18 protein-coding genes are annotated in these 18,077 nt (G+C 59.2%); 6 read left to right on the top strand and 12 right to left on the bottom strand.

The window, feature by feature from the left end:
* Positions 1–348 precede the first annotated feature (348 nt).
* Entirely contained in the window at positions 349–735 is a 387-nt protein-coding gene (locus ACJ8MK_RS07050; RefSeq protein WP_004927697.1) for a helix-turn-helix domain-containing protein, read from the top strand.
* Between the two features lie 21 nt (positions 736–756).
* Here the strand turns inward: ACJ8MK_RS07050 and ACJ8MK_RS07045 are convergent, their stop codons facing one another.
* The 5 genes from ACJ8MK_RS07045 to lysM all read right to left on the bottom strand — a co-directional run bounded on the left by ACJ8MK_RS07045 (position 757) and on the right by lysM (position 3,637).
* On the bottom strand, positions 757–1,110 hold the full coding sequence (locus ACJ8MK_RS07045) for a DUF1304 domain-containing protein (protein ID WP_033654431.1): 354 nt from the start codon (positions 1,108–1,110) through the stop codon (positions 757–759).
* A gap of 427 nt (positions 1,111–1,537) precedes the next feature.
* Positions 1,538–2,479, bottom strand: coding sequence for a pirin family protein (locus tag ACJ8MK_RS07040; RefSeq protein WP_253337234.1), 942 nt, complete (start codon positions 2,477–2,479; stop codon positions 1,538–1,540).
* A gap of 104 nt (positions 2,480–2,583) precedes the next feature.
* Positions 2,584–2,748, bottom strand: a complete 165-nt coding sequence (locus ACJ8MK_RS07035) for a hypothetical protein (protein WP_162846224.1) — start codon at positions 2,746–2,748, stop codon at positions 2,584–2,586.
* A 23-nt stretch (positions 2,749–2,771) separates the two neighbouring features.
* A complete protein-coding gene (locus ACJ8MK_RS07030) occupies positions 2,772–2,912 on the bottom strand; it encodes a hypothetical protein (RefSeq protein WP_162846225.1) in 141 nt (46 codons plus the stop codon).
* Positions 2,913–3,190: 278 nt separating this feature from the next.
* The gene (gene lysM, locus ACJ8MK_RS07025) at positions 3,191–3,637 is read right to left on the bottom strand and encodes a peptidoglycan-binding protein LysM (protein WP_033634902.1); all 447 of its coding nucleotides are present in this window, start codon (positions 3,635–3,637) and stop codon (positions 3,191–3,193) included.
* 228 nt (positions 3,638–3,865) lie between these two features.
* On the opposite strand from lysM, the gene ACJ8MK_RS07020 reads away from it, so the two are divergent.
* Together ACJ8MK_RS07020 and ACJ8MK_RS07015 are read left to right on the top strand one after the other, a co-directional pair.
* Positions 3,866–4,057, top strand: a complete 192-nt coding sequence (locus tag ACJ8MK_RS07020; RefSeq protein WP_004934567.1) for a YebW family protein — start codon at positions 3,866–3,868, stop codon at positions 4,055–4,057.
* A gap of 123 nt (positions 4,058–4,180) precedes the next feature.
* Positions 4,181–4,405 (top strand): biofilm development regulator YmgB/AriR family protein, encoded by a 225-nt coding sequence (locus ACJ8MK_RS07015; RefSeq protein ID WP_049194710.1) that lies wholly within the window; start codon positions 4,181–4,183, stop codon positions 4,403–4,405.
* Positions 4,406–4,647: 242 nt separating this feature from the next.
* Here the strand turns inward: ACJ8MK_RS07015 and ompC are convergent, their stop codons facing one another.
* The 6 genes from ompC to ACJ8MK_RS06985 form a co-directional block, all read right to left on the bottom strand.
* On the bottom strand, positions 4,648–5,730 hold the full coding sequence (gene ompC, locus ACJ8MK_RS07010; RefSeq protein WP_033634904.1) for a porin OmpC: 1,083 nt from the start codon (positions 5,728–5,730) through the stop codon (positions 4,648–4,650).
* 567 nt (positions 5,731–6,297) lie between these two features.
* The gene (astE, locus tag ACJ8MK_RS07005; protein WP_033654434.1) at positions 6,298–7,281 is read right to left on the bottom strand and encodes a succinylglutamate desuccinylase; all 984 of its coding nucleotides are present in this window, start codon (positions 7,279–7,281) and stop codon (positions 6,298–6,300) included.
* A 10-nt stretch (positions 7,282–7,291) separates the two neighbouring features.
* The gene (gene astB, locus ACJ8MK_RS07000; protein WP_442517619.1) at positions 7,292–8,632 is read right to left on the bottom strand and encodes an N-succinylarginine dihydrolase; all 1,341 of its coding nucleotides are present in this window, start codon (positions 8,630–8,632) and stop codon (positions 7,292–7,294) included.
* 52 nt (positions 8,633–8,684) lie between these two features.
* Entirely contained in the window at positions 8,685–10,157 is a 1,473-nt protein-coding gene (gene astD / locus ACJ8MK_RS06995; RefSeq protein ID WP_041038021.1) for a succinylglutamate-semialdehyde dehydrogenase, read from the bottom strand.
* On the bottom strand, positions 10,157–11,191 hold the full coding sequence (gene astA, locus ACJ8MK_RS06990) for an arginine N-succinyltransferase (RefSeq protein ID WP_103773573.1): 1,035 nt from the start codon (positions 11,189–11,191) through the stop codon (positions 10,157–10,159). The genes astD and astA overlap by 1 nt, the downstream gene beginning before the upstream one ends.
* A gap of 52 nt (positions 11,192–11,243) precedes the next feature.
* Positions 11,244–12,458: an aspartate aminotransferase family protein gene (locus tag ACJ8MK_RS06985; protein WP_033647702.1), complete on the bottom strand. Its 1,215-nt coding sequence runs from the start codon at positions 12,456–12,458 to the stop codon at positions 11,244–11,246.
* 655 nt (positions 12,459–13,113) lie between these two features.
* On the opposite strand from ACJ8MK_RS06985, the gene ACJ8MK_RS06980 reads away from it, so the two are divergent.
* A complete protein-coding gene (locus ACJ8MK_RS06980; protein WP_043147591.1) occupies positions 13,114–14,088 on the top strand; it encodes an alpha/beta hydrolase in 975 nt (324 codons plus the stop codon).
* 15 nt (positions 14,089–14,103) lie between these two features.
* Here ACJ8MK_RS06980 and ACJ8MK_RS06975 read toward each other — a convergent pair whose 3' ends face one another.
* Positions 14,104–15,522: an aminotransferase-like domain-containing protein gene (locus ACJ8MK_RS06975; protein ID WP_442517618.1), complete on the bottom strand. Its 1,419-nt coding sequence runs from the start codon at positions 15,520–15,522 to the stop codon at positions 14,104–14,106.
* A gap of 144 nt (positions 15,523–15,666) precedes the next feature.
* Here ACJ8MK_RS06975 and ACJ8MK_RS06970 point away from each other — a divergent pair, with 144 nt between their 5' ends.
* Both ACJ8MK_RS06970 and cydB read left to right on the top strand, forming a co-directional pair.
* Entirely contained in the window at positions 15,667–17,067 is a 1,401-nt protein-coding gene (locus ACJ8MK_RS06970) for a cytochrome ubiquinol oxidase subunit I (RefSeq protein WP_033647706.1), read from the top strand.
* 2 nt (positions 17,068–17,069) lie between these two features.
* On the top strand, positions 17,070–18,077 hold the full coding sequence (gene cydB, locus ACJ8MK_RS06965) for a cytochrome d ubiquinol oxidase subunit II (protein ID WP_033634913.1): 1,008 nt from the start codon (positions 17,070–17,072) through the stop codon (positions 18,075–18,077).

The raw sequence follows: 18,077 nt of genomic DNA, 5'->3' as shown, positions 1-18,077 counted from the left end.
TCACCTCCCACACCTTCCGCGTTTTTCATGCTCATCACCGGCATCGCCATAAAAGCGCCGACGCCCACGATTACAACCAGAGTAATAATCACTGTCATTAACATGCGATCACCCCATCAACGTTGAGTTGTTACGGCTGACTCTGTTTTGGCGGTTACTTGCTGCGGCCTTCTTTGCGTCCCCTACCGAGGCGGTGACCGTCTCAGATTAGCCGTTTTTCCTTTCGGCTGACAAGCGGCGGTTACGCGGTTTTTCCGAATAATTGCCGCCCGACACCGGCGGCGTTTTTGTCCACGGCGGCAAGTTGTGTATACTTCACCGCTATGTAGGTCTCACACTGACGCACTGATGATACAAGAACACCACCTCTCATTGGTCTGCGCCCTCAGCAAATGGGTCGAAACTCACCTCGGACGAGTGATCCATCTCGAAGAGCTGGCCGAGTACTCCGGCTACTCGCTGTGGCACATGCAGAAGCTGTTCAAAGAAGCGACGGGAATTTCGCTCGGCAAATACATTCGCGAACGCCGTCTGGCCGGCGCGGTCTACCAACTGCGCAGCAGTGAAGCGTCGATCTTCGATATTGCCCTGGACTTTGGCTTCGGTTCACAGTCTCACTTCACGTACATGTTCAGAAAGCGTTTTAATATCACGCCCTATGATTTCCGCCAGGATTTGAGCGTCGATCTGCATATCGATCCGCCGCTGCACGTCATTCACCAAAAATCCGCCTGAAGCCCGCCGCAAACCGGCGGGTTAACGCGCCGCCCATGCAGCCAGTATCGCGATCGCGGCCGGCAGCGCCTGCACCCACAGAATTTTGCGGCTGGCGGTCAGCCCGCCGAACACGCCGGCCGCCAACACGCACCCGAGAAAGAACAGCTGCAGCGCCATATCCCCACGCCAGTAGCTCCATGCCAACCCCACCGCCAGAAAGCCGTTGTACAACCCCTGATTGGCGGCCAGCACCCGGGTGGCGGCGGCGAACTCCGCCGTCGTGCCGAATGCGCGCCTGCCGAGTGGCGTACGCCACAGGAACATTTCCAGCACCAGGATATAAAGATGGAGCGCTGCGATGAGCAGCAGCAAAATATCGGCAAAGAGCTTCATGAGGATCCCGGTCGTTTATTGAAGATGTCATCAATTATAAACTCCGCCTCTCATCTTCCCATCGGCGGAGATAAAAAAACCCGCCGAGGCGGGTTTATGCAGGAGTCATTTTTTGAGGTTAGTTTAATACGGCGACCAACAATGCCGCGACAGAGGCCCAAAACAGCGCCGTGGCAACCACGACATGGGACAGTCTTGCACGATAGAGTACCTGGCTCATAATGACCTCACTGACATCTGACTAACGGGAGACAACCTTACTTCCTGAGGATTATCCTAAACTTCTTCTCGCTGTCATTATATGCGCCAGATCACTTTTCCGCCGATAAACCTTATATTGTCGTAAAGCTGGAGCCGCGATCACATTAATTGCGCCTTATTAGAGCGAAATAAGCCGAATAATCGCGGCGATTATATCCTAACGCTATCAAACATCGCTCCAGGGCAGGCGTGGCGCGGTCATGCGCTCACCAGAATAACCGCTAACCGCCGGGAAGCGCGGCGCCCCTTGTTCCCAATCATGCTGAGCCCGAGTAATTTCAGCCTTGCTATGGCCAACGAAATTCCACCAGATAAGGATCTCTTCGTTTAATGGCGCCCCACCGATTAATAATCCCCGGCTGCCCTTTTGCGCATTTAACCCAATAGAGTTATTCTTCATGCCCAAATAGGCGAACTCATCAGGTGAAAAAGTTTCACCATTAAGTTCAAATGCACCAATAAGGGGCAAAAAGCCGATTTCATAATCATCGCGCAGCGGCAATTCGATCCTCGCCGCTTCCTGCCATTCCAGATCAATGGCGATTAATGGCGAAAGCGTAAACACCGGTGAACGATAAGCGCCAAATTCCCCCACCAGCAAACGGTGATTCACGCCGTTATTCTGCCATTGCGGCAAGTCAGGATAATGATCGAAGCGTGGCGCCATGTCGGCATGTTCGGCCGGCAGCGCGATCCATAATTGTGCGGCATGCAATCGCCGTTGCTCACCCACCGACTGTTCGGTATGCACAATGCCGCGCCCTGCGGTCATCAGATTAACCTGGCCTGGACGAATCACCTGCTCACTGCCGAGGCTGTCTCGGTGCAGCACCTCCCCCTCTATCATCCAGGTGAACGTTTGCAGCCCGATATGCGGATGCGGCCCCACATCCATGCCGGGCGAGGTGCCGTTGAAGACCGTCGGCCCGGCGTGATCGAGAAAACACCAGGCGCCGACGGTGCGCCGCTCCCGGGTTGGTAACGCACGGTTGATCGGGATGCCCCCCACTTCTGCGTTACGCACGGCAATACGTTGTATCTGGCGCACGCCGTCAACGACAGGGCATTCGCGTGCAGGTGAAGAGAGCGTAGGACGTGACTGACTCATCGCAAAGACCTCCTGAATGGCGCCGATTCGCCAAGGGTAACCGCCCAAGCTTAACACAGGACAGCTTCCCCACAGAGCGGCGACGCTCAGGCGCAGTTGCGCGGTCAGGACGCTTTGATATAGCAGCTCATGATGTCTATATCGTCCTGCGCGTGCCTGAGATCGGAAAAATAGGTCACGCCAAAGAGAATTGATACCACCAGCAGCACGGACACCAACAGGCCGATAATCGCCAGCAGTTTGGTCTCATCATGGAGATTAGGCTCCATTTTATCTCCCCTAGTTAATCGCGTCAGGTCACCCACAGCGTGACCGCCAGCGTAAAGATAATCAGTGAGCAGGACGCCACCGCCAACACGACGATCGCAAATTGCGCATCACCCAAGGTTTCTCGATAGTTTTTATCCGTTGAGGCGTTACGCTGTTGTTTCACTAAATCGGTTTCACTCGTTCAACTGCTGCATTGCTGTTTGACGGGGCAAAACATCCCCTCAGAATAAGGCGCCAACGTTGCCGCCTTGGTCGTTCCGGCTCAACCGGGGGATGACGCTATCAATTTTCCCCATCAGGGTCAACACCGCGCCTGCCGGCAAGCGAGCGGGTACACAGGGGAAATGTAACCGGCATCAAGATCGCAGGGAAATAAGAGACGCCTATTGCAGAGGACAAAAAAAAGCCCGGTACGCAACCGGGCTATGGCAGACCGACGCGTTATTGCGGGATACGCAACACCTGCCCAGGATAAATCTTGTCCGGGCTCGACAGCATCGGCTTGTTGGCTTCGAAAATCTTGTTGTACTGATTGGCGTTGCCGTACATCTCTTTAGAGATGGCGCTCAGCGTATCGCCCTTCTTCACGGTATAGAAGCGGCTCTCGGCGTCGGGTTGCGTCACCGCCACCTTATCCTCCACGCCGCTGATGCCCGCCACGTTGCCGACAGCCACCAGGATCTTCTCTTTTAACTCCTGGCTGACGGCGTCGCCGGTCACTACGGCTTTACCATCGATCACTTGCACATTGACTTTGTCGGTGCCCGGCAAGCCGCTCTTATCGAGATGCTCCTTGAGTTTGGCGCCTTGATCTTCGGCGGAGGCATTGCCGGTGACTGTGTCCCACAGTTTTTCGCCCGCTTCTTTGACGAAGTTAAACAAGCCCATATTCACTCCTTTTGATGGTTTCACTAATGCGTTTAAGTAAGGCTAGTTAAGCTTAGCATCGACAAAAGGATATGCCATCCGCTCACGGCGTCAGAAACGGTTAGAGTATTCCGAAAGTGCAGTCAACGGCGTTTCGATGGCGATTAATCGCGCAATGATGCTGAAAAATCGCGCTTTTTTACCTACACTGTTGCAGACAGAGCAACTCGACGAAGGAGGCGTGCAACGATGTACGCATTGGTGATGTTTGTCTGTTATCTGGATGGTGGCTGCAGTGAAATGGTGGTCGATATATTGCGCGACGAGCCGCAATGCCTGGTCGCGATGAAGGAACAGAACTTGCGACACGCCGGCTGTTATCCCATGGAAGAGTTTATCGACGGCTTCTGGTTGCCAGCCAGCGAATATTCGGATTTTTAACGCCCTCCCCGCGCGACGCTGAGGAATTTCTGATTTCATCGGAAACTGCATCTTCCTCCGAGGCATAAGGCCGCTGTTTTGCTAAATTGCGGCTCCCGAAGAAGAAAGAGACAGAGAAAGGTCATGCCAGCATCGGCTCACTCCAACGAGCAATATGAAACTCTGCTGCACGACGTCAGCCTGGCGTTAGGCGACGCAGTGTTGCAGTTAATCCAAAACCATAAAAAGGTCTCCGGCGGCAATATTCTTTCACAGCTGGTGAACGAAATAGAGCGTGAGCAGGATCAGCAACGTTTCACCGCGCTGCGTTCCGCCATTGAGCTGGTCGGGCTGGCGCCCAAAGGCTGAGATCCCGATAAAACGAAGGCCGGGCTTGCGCCCCGCCTGAGGTGAATGACAAGCCTGATGACATTGCCAGGTTTACCGAAAACAGCATTTAAAATAAGGGAAATCAATTCATTGATTTTCGGTTGCTCACCACAAAGAAGGAGAAACCACGCTTTTTCCGCCTTTGTCAACGAGCTAAGGCGGGGCTTACGCCCCGCCTGATTACCAATCCCGACACAGGATGAAGGTAAGAGAATTGCAGATTAGAAGCGATACGTCAGGCTGACGGCAACAATATCATCGTTGGCCAATTTCAGTTTGTTATCGTCGCTCAGCTGGTTGATTTGGTAATCAACGTAGGTGTACATATTTTTATTGAAGTAGTAAGTCGCCCCCACTTCCACGTATTTCACCAGGTCGGCATCACCGATCCCTTCGATATCCTTGCCTTTGGACTGCACGTAAGCCACGGAAGGACGCAGACCGTTCTCGAATTGATACTGGGCCACAACTTCGAAGTTTTGCGTTTTATTGGCGAAACCGGAAGTGCCGTTGACGCTGATCGGCGTCATGTTGCGGGTTTCGGCATACATCGCAGCCAGGTAAACCTGGTTGGCATCGTATTTCACCGCGGTGGTCCATGCGGTGGCGCTGTCGCCTTTACCGTACTGCAGCGCTTTCTGAGCGCTGGTGCGGTTGGAGTCGGAGAACGCCGCCGCTACGCCGATGCCGGAACCGCCGATGTCCTGATAGTCCAGAGACAGGCCGTAACCGTCGCCGTTTTGCTTGGTCACGCTGCGTCCGTCGCCATCGTTTTTACCCTGGTACTGCACCGCCAGATTCAGGCCGTCCACCAAACCGAAGAAATCACGGTTGCGGTAGGTGGCCAAACCGTTGGAACGGGCGGTCATAAAGTTATCGGTATAGCTGTAGGAGTCGCCGCCGAACTCCGGCAGCATGTCGGTGTAAGCCTCGGCGTCATAGACCACACCATAGTTACGGCCGTAGTCGAAAGAACCGTAGTTGCCGAATTTCAGCCCCGCGAAGCCCAGACGCGTTTTGGTGCCGGTAGTGCCCTGCGCTTCGTCGTGATTGGCCTGGACGTTGTATTCCCACTGGCCGTACCCGGTCAACTGATCATTGATTTGCGTTTCGCCTTTGAAGCCCAGGCGAACATAGGTCATATCACCGTCGTTGGATTTACTGTCGCTGAAATAATGCTTGGCGTTAACACGGCCGTACAGGTCGAGTTTATTGCCATCCTTATTGTAGATTTCAGCCGCGTTGGCGAAGGAGGTGATCGCCCCGAGGGCGACAGCTAAGGCTAATACACTGCGTTTCATCATTTATTTTCCTAGATATTATAATTAGAACCCTGCCCGTCACGCCCATTTATAATTTGGGCTGTGATTTTATCTTTTGGTATTTTATGAGCACCCCTAATACGGGGGTGATGTGACATTAGCATCATGAATCAAAACTTAAAATCAAAAAGTTCATGAAACAACGAGGAGAAAGCATGTTTATTTGTAACTAAACATTACAAAGAAAGCCTCACACAACCCATTGAATATATGAATATTTTGCCACATAAGTTATAACCAAAATGGTGCAACGCACCAATATGGTGCATTTAGGTTTCGTTTTGCGTGCTTTCTGCGCGATTCAAAGGTAACAACAAAATTAGCATGGTTATTAAAAACGTTACTTATTTCACATTTTTGTCTTAACATATTCACCAGGCAATTAAGACTTTCAGCTAATCATCTGACACCGCCTTTTATTCATTCACATAAGGGAATCTCTTCGGAACGAATAAAATTCGCCTTACGGCAATTAAAATAGCGGGAAATAGCAGACTAAAATAATGAAGGGAATAACGGCGGTGCGCTGAGGGCGCCGCCGTGGATAAATCAATACAGCGTAGAACGGGAAACTTCGCTCAACAACATACCGGCACGCAGGCCCAACGCCACACCGGGGTTAGGGAACAGTATCCACGCCCCCTCCTGGCCCACGCGATACTCCTCCTGCGGCTGCTCGCACAGCAACATCCCCGGTTTCAGCTCGGTGAAGTTGGCCGTGTCATCGTCCAGGTGCAGCTTGAAATCTTCGCTGTGCTTGATCAACGAGTGCATCACACGGAAAACCCGAATCTCGGCGCCCGCACGCACCGGCGGCGGCCCTTCGCTGACCGCCGCCCGCAGCGCGCGATCGATGGCGGCGAATTGCTGCAGATCGTTACTGCCGAACGGCCGCGCCTTGCCCAACTCGAGCGTACAGCTCGCCGCATTGAGATGTTCGCTGGAGTAGTGGCTAAAGGTACCGCCCGGCGCGCTGTGCACCACCAGCGCATCCAGATCGGCGGCATCCAGCAGCTGCAACATCGGCTCGCTGTACGGGCGTTTCTGGAAGGGCAGAATGCCGAAGCGCGGCAAACGCGATTCACGGATGGCGGTGTGCAAATCGTAGTGGAAACGCGCCGCCTGCTCGCCATCGAAAAAGGCGGCGAGCGCACGCTCCAACTGCTGCGCGCGCACGGTTTCGCCGCTGGCGGCGAAGTTGCGGTAGCGGCCGCCGAACATGCGGTTCATATCGCTGTGCAGATAACGCTTGCCGGCCCGCATCGCCGCCGGGTTACCCAGCACCACCAACAGCCGCACCTTCAGCGGCAACCGGCCGGCCAGCAGATCGCCGACCAGCTGATTGAGCAGTTCAATCGGCGCGGTTTCGTTGCCGTGCACGCCCGCCGACATCACCATCGCTTGGCGGTAAGGCTGCCGCGGCGTGAGCTCCAGCACCCCTTCCCCCTGCCAGCGCCAGCGCAGCTGTGGTGTTTCACCCTGCCATTCGACGGGTTCGTTCCCTTCCAGCGTCAGGGGCAGTAGATCGATCATGCCGCCTCCCTTAGCGTTGGAATGGATAGATGGAACCGAGGCCGAGGATCGACGTCAGCGAATCCAGCGCCTCGCGCCCTTCGCGCAGCAGCAGCGGATCGGCCAGGTCATCCTGCGTCAGGCGATCGCGGTAATGACGATCCACCCATTCGTTCAGCGTCGCAAACAGCCGCTCGTTCATCATCACGCGCGGATTGACCGCTCTCAACTCTTGTTCGTTGAGCGCCACCCGCAACCGCAGGCAGGCCGGGCCGCCGCCGTTGCGCATGCTTTCGCGCAGGTCGAACACGCGGATTTCATCGATCGGGCCGCCGCTGCCGATCATGTCGTTCAGATAACGCCACACGCCGGCGTGCTGACGCGACTCTTCCGGCACCACGATCATCATCCTGCCGTTCGGTTTGGTAAGAATTTGGCTATTGAACAGGTAGGTCGCCACCGCGTCCGCCACCGAAACGCGCTCGGTCGGCACCTCGATCGCCACCAGCTCGCTGTCCAGCGTCGCCATCTTGCGGCGCACTTCATCCAGCGCCTGCTGCTGGCGGTGAAACGCCTGCTGGTGGTGGAACAGCACGTTCTGGTTGCTGACCGCAATCACGTCGTTATGGAACACGCCCTGATCGATCACCGCCGGGTTTTGCTGCACGAAGACCGTATGCTGCTCGTCCAGCTGGTGCAGGCGAGCGATCGCCTCGCCGGCTTCGCGCGTCTGGCGCGCCGGATAACGCGCCGGCGCCGTGTCGCCGCCGAACTCCTGCCGACCGTAGACGAACACCTGCACGCTGCGCCTGGCGTAGTCGCCGCCCAAACGGTTGTGGTTGGCGGCCCCTTCGTCGCCGAACAACGCCACCTGCGGCAACGCCTCGTGGTGGGCGAAATGCCGATCGTCGCTGAACATCGCCCGCAATACGGCGGTGGTGGTTTCCGCTTCGATGGCGCGGTGGAATTTGTTGTTCAGGTTGGCGGCGGTGAAATGCACCTTGCCGTCGGCGCTGTCCGCCGAAGGCGACACGGTGGCCGCATTGGCGGTCCACATGCACGACGCCGAGCTGAGCGCCGACAGCAGGCGCGGCGACTGACGCATCGCCTGCGCCAGCACCGCCTCATCGCTGCCGCTGAAACCCAGGCGCCGCAGCATCGGCACATGCGGCCGCTCCTGGGGCGGCAATACCCCTTGCTGGAAACCGAGATCGGCCAGCGCCTTCATTTTCAGCAAACCTTGTTTCGCCGCCAGCTTCGGGTTAGATACGCTGTTTTGGTGCTGCGTCGAGGCCTCATTGCCGAACGACAGCCCGGCATAGTGGTGCGTCGGCCCCACCAAACCGTCGAAATTGACTTCATATCCTGACATGGCTATCCCCTGGGGATGGCCTGCGGCGGCGCCATCGCGCCGCCGCAGACGATTAACGGAACGACAAGCCCGGCGAGAGCGTCGCCGGCAGCGACAGGCTTTCGCTTTCCAGCGAAGCCATCGGCCAGGCGCAATAGTCCGCCGCATAGAAGGCGCTTGGGCGATGGTTGCCGGAGGCCCCCACGCCACCGAACGGCGCCGCGCTGGACGCCCCGGTTAGCGGCTTGTTCCAGTTGACGATGCCGGCGCGCGCTTCCAGCAGCAAGCGCTCGAACAACTCGCGCTGCGGCGATACCAGCCCCACCGACAGGCCGTAGCGCGTCCGGTTGGCGAGCTGTAGCGCTTCGTCGAAATCGCGGTAACGCACGATGGTGGTCAAGGGGCCGAAATACTCTTCGTCCGGTACGCCGGCCACGCCGGTCAGATCGACGATGCCCGGGCTGAGCAGCGAACTGCCCGGTTCCAGCAGGCGCATGCTCAGCAGCGATTTGCCGCCCAGCGCCAGCAAGCGCTGCTGCGCGTTCAGCATGTTTTCCGCCGCGGCTGCCGACACCACCCCGCCCATGAACGGCTGCGGTTCGGCATCCCAGCGGCCGACGCGCAGTTCGCCCGCCACCTGGACCAAACGTTCGATAAAGGCGTCGCCTTCCGCCCCCTGCTTCACCAGAATACGGCGTGAACAGGTGCAGCGTTGGCCGGCGGAGATAAACGCCGATTGGATAGCCAGGTTGACCGCCGCATCGCGATCGTCAAAACCGTCGACGATCAGCGCGTTGTTGCCGCCCATCTCCAGCGCCAGGATCTTCTCCGGCTGCCCCGCCAATTGGCGATGCAGGTGATAGCCGGTGCCGGCGCTGCCGGTGAACAGCAGGCCGTCGATATCCGCACTGGCCGCCAGCGCTTCGCCGGTCTCGCGGCCGCCTTGCACCAGATTGATCACCCCGTCCGGCAGGCCGGCCTGCAGCCACAGCTTCAGGGTCTCCTCGGCGGTCAGCGGCGTCAGCTCGCTCGGTTTGAATACCACGCAGTTGCCGGCCAACAGCGCCGGCACGATATGGCCGTTCGGCAGATGGCCGGGGAAGTTGTAAGGCCCGAACACCGCCAGCACGCCGTGCGGACGATGGCGCAGCACCGAAGCGCCGTCGGCCATCGCCGTCTGGCTAAAGCCGGTGCGCGTCTGATAGGCCTGCAGCGAAATGCCCACCTTGCCGATCATCGCCTGAATTTCGGTCAGCGTTTCCCAGCGCGGTTTGCCGGTCTCGCGGCTGATGGTTTCCGCCAGCGACTGCTTGTGTTCTTCCAGCAAGGCGGCGAAGCGTTTTACCAGCTGTTCGCGCTGCTCGAACGGCGTACGCGCCCAGGCCGGGAACGCGGCGCGCGCGGCTTCGCAGGCGGCGGCGACGTCGTCGGTATCGGCGGCGTTGGCGCGCCACAGCGGCTGGTTGCCGACCGGATCGGCCTTGCCGAACTCGGCACCGCGGCCCTGCCGCCAGACGCCGTTAATCAACAGTGCAGGATGAGACATCATGCTTTCTCCTGTGCAATAAGGGGGAGCACCCGCACCGGGCTGCCCTGTTCGACGCCCAGCGCCGCGGCGGTGGCGGCGTTGATATGCAGGCGGTCGTCATACAGATCGGCATTGACCAACAGTGCGCGGTAGTGCTGATAGTTGTCGTTGGCCACCAGATGCACCGGCGCATCGGCGCACATCGGCGTGTCATCCAGCACCACTTTCACCAGGCGGCTCTGCTTCACCGCACGGATGTGGTCGATCTCGGCTTCCAGCGTCGGGCCGCCGTCGAAGATATCGACGTAGCCCTGATAGCTCAGGCCTTCCGCCTCCAGCAATCGGCGCGCCGGCAGGGTTTGCGGATGCACTTCGCCGATCACTTTCTGCGCGTCTTCGGCCAGGAAATCGACATACAACGGGTGTTTCGGCATCAGTTCGGCGATAAACGCCTTTTGCCCGGTGCCGCTCAGGTAGTCCGCCTTGGCGAACTCGATGGAGAAGAAATGGCGCCCGACGCTCTCCCAGAACGGCGAACGGCCGTTTTCATCGGAGAAACCGCGCATCTCGGCGATCAGGCGCCGGGAGAAACGTTCGCGGAACGCGGCAATAAACAGGAAACGCACCTTCGACAGCAGCTTGCCGTTCTCGCCGTGACGATAATCCGGATCGAGGAACAGCGTGCACAGCTCCGAATGGCCGGTATGGTCGTTGCTGAGGAACAGCGTCGGCACCGATTTATAGACGTTCAGCTGTTTGGAAGCGTGCACCTGCGTGCCGACGCGGAAGCTGTACCAGGGTTCCGCCAGGCCGACGGCCACTTCGATCGCGCAGACCCCGACCACCTGACGGCGCTCGCTGTCTTCCAACACGAACAGATAACACTGGTCACTTTGCGGAAGTTCGCCTTGCCAGGTTTTTAACGCCCGCTCAATGCGTGCCGACAGGGTATCTTCATTTTGCGGCAGTGAAGTGAGACCGATGCCGGATTTACCGGCCAGCGTCAATAAATCCGCCAGATCGCGACGCTCTATAGGGCGAATAATCATCATAATGCGAACCTCTTCTGAATCAGGCTGCGCCGGTGAAGGCGCAGCCCGCTGATTAGCTGCAAATGCGCGCCACGGCGCGCGCGAATCGCGCCAGCCCCTCTTTCACATCCTGCTCAGGGATGATCAGCGACGGCGTGAAACGCACCACGTCCGGGCCGGCGATCAGCGCGATAACGCCTTCTTCGTTGGCCAGCTGGGTGATCTGCTTCGCTTTGCCGGCATAGTCTTTCGTCAATTGGCAGCCGATCAGCAAACCGCCGCCGCGAATGTCGGCGAAGATCGGGTACTGACGGTTGATGTCGTTCAACCCGTCGATAAACCACTGGTGACGCTGTTTGACGCCCTCCAGCACTTCCGGGGTGTTGATGATGGAGAACACCGTCCCCGCCACCGCCGTCGCCAGCGGGTTGCCGCCGTAGGTGGTGCCGTGGGTGCCGACGCCCAGCGTTTTCGCCAGCGCATCGGTGGTCAGCATGGCACCGATAGGGAAGCCGCCGCCCAGCGCTTTGGCGGTGGTCAGCACGTCCGGCACCACGCCGTACTGCATGTAGGCATACAGATGGCCGGTGCGGCCGACGCCGGTCTGCACTTCGTCGAAGATCAGCAGCGCATTATGGCGATCGCACAGCTCACGCAGCCCCTGCAGGAAACTGGCTTCCGCCGGCAGCACGCCGCCCTCGCCCTGGATCGGCTCGACGATCACCGCGCAGGTGCGATCGTTGATAAGCTCGGCCGCCGCGGCCAGATCGTTGTACGGCGTATGGGTGATGCCGCCCGGCAGCGGCGCAAAGTCCTGCGAGTATTTTGGCTGGCCGCCGGCGGACACGGTAAACAGCGTGCGGCCGTGGAACGCGTTGTTGAACGCCACAATCTGATCTTTACCGGCGCCGTGCTGGTCGTGCGCATGCTTGCGCGCCAGTTTCAGCGCCGCTTCGTTGGCTTCAGCGCCCGAGTTGCAGAAGAACACCTTGTCGGCGAAGGTGGCGTCGATCAATTTTTTGGCCAGGCGCAGCACCGGTTCGTTGGTATAGCCATTGCCCAGATGCCACAGTTTGCCCGCCTGCTCCACCAGCGCCGCCTTGACCGCCGGGTGCGCATGCCCCAACGCGTTAACCGCGATGCCGCCGGCGAAGTCGATGTAAGACTTACCCTGCTGATCCCACACCTGCGAGCCTTCTCCCCGCACCAGAATAAAATCGGCAGGGGCATAAACCGGGACCATCCAGTCATCGAAAGACTGGCGGGTAACTGCGATTGGCTGTTCCATAGTGACCTCATAATCTCAGCAAAGGCTGAATTTTGACTGTAAGGGCCGCTCAGGCCCGGCTAGGCCGCCACATTGCAAAAAAACCGTTGTTCAAAACCGACTTTCACGGCGGAGAAAATGCTGCCCCTCACCGCTGATTTAGAAACAAATCTGTTACATAAAATCGGTTTTTCACTATTTATGGCGTATATCCGGTCCCTGAGCGGGGAGTAAATGTTAACGAGCAGTTAAAATACATGTCGTTTGATAAAGAGTGTAGAGCAGCTATCGTGCCAAAACGGGATTTTTACCGGATTTTGCTATTTCTGGCGTTAAAACAACGGCTTATATTGCATAGTTATTCATTTTATATGCATTGGTAATGCATAAATTAAAAAATAAGGCCTAAAATCATCATTGCGCGCGAAATCCTATTCAATTGCGAAAAACTTCAGGATTTCTGATCGGGCTCGCAAAAACAATTTCGCCCGATTTGCTCGCTATCACACTTTTTGCCCCCAGCGGGTGCAGCGGTGCGCCAGAATGGTGCATCGCGGCAGCGACGCGAGACCCCACCGGCCAAAAGGGGCCACGCTGGCCGCGGCTCCTGCTTTGTGCGCCAGCGACTACACTGTGATCCTGACCGCCCCTTCTCTTTTGCGCACAAGGAGTCCCCATGCCCAAGAAAACCGTCGATCTCAGCCAGCCGCACGCCCAACACGACATCCGCGCGTTTCTCGACGCGCTGAATGCCGGCGGCGGTAAACCTATGGAACAGATGAAGCCCAAAGAGGCGCGCAGGGTGTTGGAGGACGCGCAACGCAGCGTCGAGGTGCCGCTGCGCGAGGTCGAGATCAGCGAGAAAACCATTCACGTAGAAGGTCAGGATATTCTGCTGCAGCTGGTGCGGCCGGCCAGGGTCAAAGAGGCGCTGCCGGTATTCATGTTCTTCCACGGCGGTGGCTGGGTGCTGGGCGATTTTCCCACCCATGAACGGCTGGTGCGCGATCTGGTGCACAGCTCAGGTGCGGCGGCGGTGTTCGTCAATTATCCCCGCTCACCGGAGGTGCGCTACCCTGAGGCGATCAACCTGGCTTACGCCGCCACCGAATGGGTGGCCGAGTACGGCGAGAAGATCAACGTCGACGGCTCGCGGCTGGCGGTGGTCGGCAACAGCGCCGGCGGCAATATGGCGGCGGTGGTCAGCCTGATGGCCAAACAGAAAGGCATACCGGCGCTGCGCTGCCAGATCCTGCTGTGGCCCGTCACCCGCGCCCAGTTTGATACCGATTCCTATCATCAGTTTGCCGAAGGCCATTTCCTGACCCGCAACATGATGAAGTGGTTTTGGGACAGCTACGCGCCCGATAAGGCGCAGCGCAAAGATATCTACGCCTCGCCGCTCAACGCCACGCCGGACCAGCTGCGGGGGTTGCCGCCGGCGCTGGTGCAAACCGCCGAGCTGGACGTGCTGCGCGATGAGGGCGAAGCCTACGCGCGTCTGCTCGATGCCGCCGGCGTCGAGGTCACCTCCACCCGCTATAACGGGCTGATCCACGACTACGGCCTGTTGAATCCGCTCGCCCACGTCCCGGCGGTGCATTCGGCGATCCACCAGGCCGGGCGCGCGTTGAAGCACTACCTGTCCTGACGCCAGGTGTGCCGTTCAGCCTGCCGCCGCCAGCCCCCGGATAAGTTTGGCTAAGGTTTTGATCGCCTCTTCAAAGCGGTCGTTCCATTCAAAAGAGGCGTTGAGACGGAAGCAGTGGTTGAAATGGTCGCCGGTGGTAAACATGCGCCCCGGCGCGATGCTGATGCCCCGGGAAAGGGCGCGCCGGTACAGTTCCATCGACGACAGCGCCGGATCCAGCTCCAGCCACAGGAAGTAGCCGCCGTCGGGCTGGCTGACCTTCACCGTCGGCGGGAAATGGTGGGCGATCGCCTGACGCATCGCGCTTTGGCGCTGGGCCAGCAGGCGCCGCAGCCGCCGCAGATGGGTATCGTAGCCGCCGTGCAGCAGATAATCCGCCAGCGCCATCTGGGTCGGCACGCTGGTGGAAACGGTGCTCATCAGCTGCAAACGCTGGATCTGCTGCGCATAACGCCCTGCCGCCACCCAGCCGACGCGAAAGCCCGGCGCCAGGCATTTGGAAAACGACGAGCAATGCAGGATCTGGCCGCCGCTGTCGAGCGCCTTGGCCGGCAGCGGCCGTTCCGCGCTGAAGTACAGTTCGCCGTAGACGTCGTCTTCTATCAGCGAGATCTGCCGTTCGCGCATCAGCGTCACCAGCCGTTGCTTGTTGACCTCCGGCAGGGTGGCGCCCTGCGGGTTCTGGAAATGGGTCATCAGCCAGCAGGCTTTGATCGGATACTGGTCCACCGCCTGCTGCAGCGCGTCCAGATCGATGCCGTCCTGCGGATGCGTAGCGATCGCCACCGCCTTTAACCGCAGCCGTTCCAGCGCCTGCAGCGCGCCGTAAAACGCCGGCGATTCGATCGCCACATAGTCGCCCGGCTGGGTCACCGCCTGCAGGCTGAGGCTGAGCGACTCCATCGCCCCGGCGGTGATGACGATTTCGTCCGGCGCGACCTGCATGCCGCTCAGCGCATAGCGTTGGGCGATGTGCCGCCGCAGCGCGTCGTTGCCCGGCGGCAGGTTGGCCAGCGAACTGTGCGGCGTGAACTTGCGCGCCACGCTGCTCAGCGCGCGCGCCAGCTTCGGCTGGGCGAACAGCGTGGCGTCGGGAAAGGCCGAACCGAAAGGCACGATATCCGGATCCTTGCAGGCCTGCAGCACGTCGAAAATAAAGGCGTTGATGTCCACCTGCTCGCTCAGCAACAGCTTCTCGCCGCGCGAAGGCTGGGGCAGCGGCTGCGGGCGCGCCGCCACGTAGTAGCCCGACTGCGGCCGGGCGACGATCCACCCCTGGCTCTCCAGCAGTTGGTAAGACTGCACCACCGTCATCAGGCTCAGTCCGGCGCGTTTGCCGCTCTCGCGCAGCGAAGGCAGCTTGTCGCCCGCCCGCCACACCCGGTTCTGGATCTGTTCTCTAATCTGCTGCGCAAGCTGCTCGTATCGGGTCATAACCATTAACTGTTATATGAAAAAGTAAAATAACTGTCACTATTATAGTCACTGTACTCCGTGCTTAACTTAACGCCAAGTATTTCACATAAAAATGACAGCTATACTCAAGAGGTTAATTTATGTTCAACCCTAGGAGGCGCCATGCTGGGTCTTGATGCACTGGAACTCGCCAGAATACAGTTCGCCTTCACCGTGTCTTTCCATATCATCTTCCCCGCCATCACCATCGGTTTAGCCAGCTATCTGGCGGTGCTGGAAGGATTATGGTTGAAAACGCACAATGAAGCCTACCGTGAGCTTTACCACTTCTGGTCAAAGATTTTCGCCGTCAACTTCGGCATGGGCGTGGTGTCCGGGCTGGTGATGGCCTATCAGTTCGGCACCAACTGGAGCTTCTTCTCCGAGTTCGCCGGCAGCATTACCGGGCCGCTGCTGACCTATGAAGTGCTGACCGCCTTCTTCCTCGAAGCCGGTTTCCTCGGCGTAATGCTGTTCGGCTGGAACCGCGTCGGCCCCGGCCTGCACTTCTTCGCCACCTGCATGGTGGCGCTCGGCACGCTGATCTCCACCTTCTGGATCCTGGCTTCCAACAGCTGGATGCAGACGCCACAGGGGCATGAAATCATCAACGGCCAGGTGGTACCGGTCGACTGGCTGAAGGTGATCTTCAACCCGTCCTTCCCGTACCGCCTGCTGCACATGTCCACCGCCGCCTTCCTCTCCTCGGCGTTCTTCGTCGGCGCCTCCGCCGCCTGGCACCTGCTGCGCGGCCGCGATACCCCGGCGATGCGCAAAATGCTGTCGATGGCGATGTGGATGGCGCTGATCGTCGCGCCGGTGCAGGCGCTGATCGGCGATGCGCATGGCCTGAATACGCTGAAACACCAGCCGGCGAAGATCGCCGCCATCGAAGGCCACTGGGAAAACCCGCCGGGCGAAGCCACGCCGCTTATCCTGGTCGGTTGGCCGGACATGGAGCGCGAAGAGACCCGCTTCAAGCTGGAAGTACCGTACCTCGGCAGCCTGATCCTGACCCACAGCCTGACCGAACAGGTACCGGCGCTCAAATCCTTCCCGCCGGAAGATCGCCCCAACTCCACCGTGGTGTTCTGGTCGTTCCGCATCATGGTCGGGCTGGGCATGCTGATGATCCTGGCCGGGGTGTGGAGCCTGTGGCTGCGCTGGCGCGGCGGGCTGTATCAGTCGCGTCCGTTCCTGTACTTCATCCTGTGGATGGGCCCTTCCGGGCTGCTGGCGCTGCTGGCGGGCTGGTTCACCACCGAGATCGGCCGCCAGCCGTGGGTGGTGTACGGCCTGCTGCGCACCAAGGACGCGGTCTCCGCGCACGGCGATCTGCACATGAGCATCAGCCTGCTGGCGTTCATCATCGTCTACTGCTCGGTGTTCGGCGTGGGCTATTCCTACATGATGCGCCTGATCCGCAAAGGGCCGCAGCCGCATGAACACCAAGAAGACAATACCGAGGGCCGGCCGGCGCGTCCGCTGTCCGCGGTCAACGACACTCTGGACGACAGGAGCTGAACATGGGCATCGATCTTCCGCTGATTTGGTTTGTGATCATCGTGTTCAGCACCATGATGTACGTGGTGATGGACGGTTTCGACCTGGGCATCGGCATCCTGTTTCCGTGGGTGAAAGAGAGCGGCGACCGCGATCTGATGATGAACACCGTCGCCCCGGTGTGGGACGGCAATGAGACCTGGCTGGTGCTGGGCGGTGCGGCGCTGTTCGGCGCTTTCCCGCTGGCCTACTCGGTGATCCTCGACGCGCTGGCGATCCCGCTGACGCTGATGCTGATCGGGCTGATTTTCCGCGGCGTGGCCTTCGAGTTTCGCTTCAAGGCGACGCCGGAGAAACGCCATATCTGGGACAAGGCGTTCATCTGGGGCTCAATCTTCGCCACCTTCAGCCAGGGGGTGGTGGTGGGCGCCGTGATCAACGGCTTCCCGGTCGAAGGCCGCACCTACGCCGGCGGCGCACTGGACTGGCTGACGCCGTTCGCGCTGTTCTGCGGGCTGGGACTGGTGGTGACCTACGCCCTGCTAGGCTGCACCTGGCTGGTGATGAAAACCGCCGGTGACCTGCAGGCGCGCATGTATCATCTGGCGACGCCGCTGCTGGCGATCCTGTTGCTGGTGCTGGCCGCGGTCAGTATCTGGACGCCGATCGCGCATCCTGAAATCGCCGCCCGCTGGTTTACGCTGCCGAATTTGTTCTGGCTGCTGCCGGTGCCGGTGCTGGTGCTGCTCAGCGCCTGGGGAATTCAGCGCGGGGTGAAACGCGGCGCGCACTACTCGCCGTTCATGCTGACGCTGCTGCTGGTGTTCCTCGGCCTGAGCGGGCTTGGCATCAGCATCTGGCCGCACCTGATCCCACCGGCCATCAGCCTTTGGGACGCCGCCGCCCCGCCGCAGAGCCTCGGCTTTATGCTGGTGGGCGCGCTGTTCATCATCCCGATCATTCTGGTCTACACCTTCTGGAGCTACTACGTGTTCCGCGGCAAGATCAGCCATGAACACGGCTATCACTGA

The sequence above is a fragment of the Serratia sp. CY38905 genome, from assembly GCF_052168875.1.
Lineage (GTDB): Bacteria > Pseudomonadota > Gammaproteobacteria > Enterobacterales > Enterobacteriaceae > Serratia > Serratia sarumanii.
This window is presented reverse-complemented; position numbering and strand designations above follow the sequence as displayed.